This is a genomic window from Haloferax sp. Atlit-4N, from assembly GCF_003383025.1.
GTDB classification, from domain to species: domain Archaea; phylum Halobacteriota; class Halobacteria; order Halobacteriales; family Haloferacaceae; genus Haloferax; species Haloferax gibbonsii.
Genome location: NZ_PSYY01000129.1, coordinates 1 through 435, shown reverse-complemented (window position 1 = coordinate 435; position 435 = coordinate 1). Strand labels below are relative to the sequence as shown.

At 59.8% G+C, this 435-nt stretch carries 1 protein-coding gene; it reads left to right on the top strand.

Features of this window, described 5'->3' with window-relative positions; all coding sequences use genetic code 11:
- Positions 1–388, top strand: a 388-nt coding sequence (locus C5C07_RS20900) for a transcriptional regulator (protein ID WP_115806068.1), incomplete at its 5' end; no start/stop codon positions are given.
- Between the last annotated feature and the right edge of the window lie 47 nt (positions 389–435).

Genomic DNA, 435 nt, shown 5'->3' with positions numbered 1-435 from the left:
TCTCCGTATCACGTCGCTCCCAGCAGAACAGGCGCAGGCGGCGGCTCTTGAGCGGGCCGAACGGTGGGAGCAGGGTGAAGAGGTACCGCATGTCGTCAACTTCGAGGATCGGACGCGGCTCCGCCAACTGCTAACCGACCGGCGGATGGAACTCCTCGAAGAGGTGATGGAACGCCCGCCCGAGAGTATCCGCGCACTGGCTAGTCGCTTGGAGCGCGACGTCCACGATGTGCACGACGATCTACACCTACTAGCTGAGTACGATATCGTCCACTTCGAGAAGGATGGTCGCGCAAAGAAGCCGTACGTCCCCTACGATACGGTCCGGATTGAGGTTGAGTTCGGTCTGCCGCGTGATGAGGGGTCTTCGTCGCCCGCATCAGCGTAGCCGGAGATTCGCGGTTACGATTTTCTTGAACCTGTTGAAACCTTCTT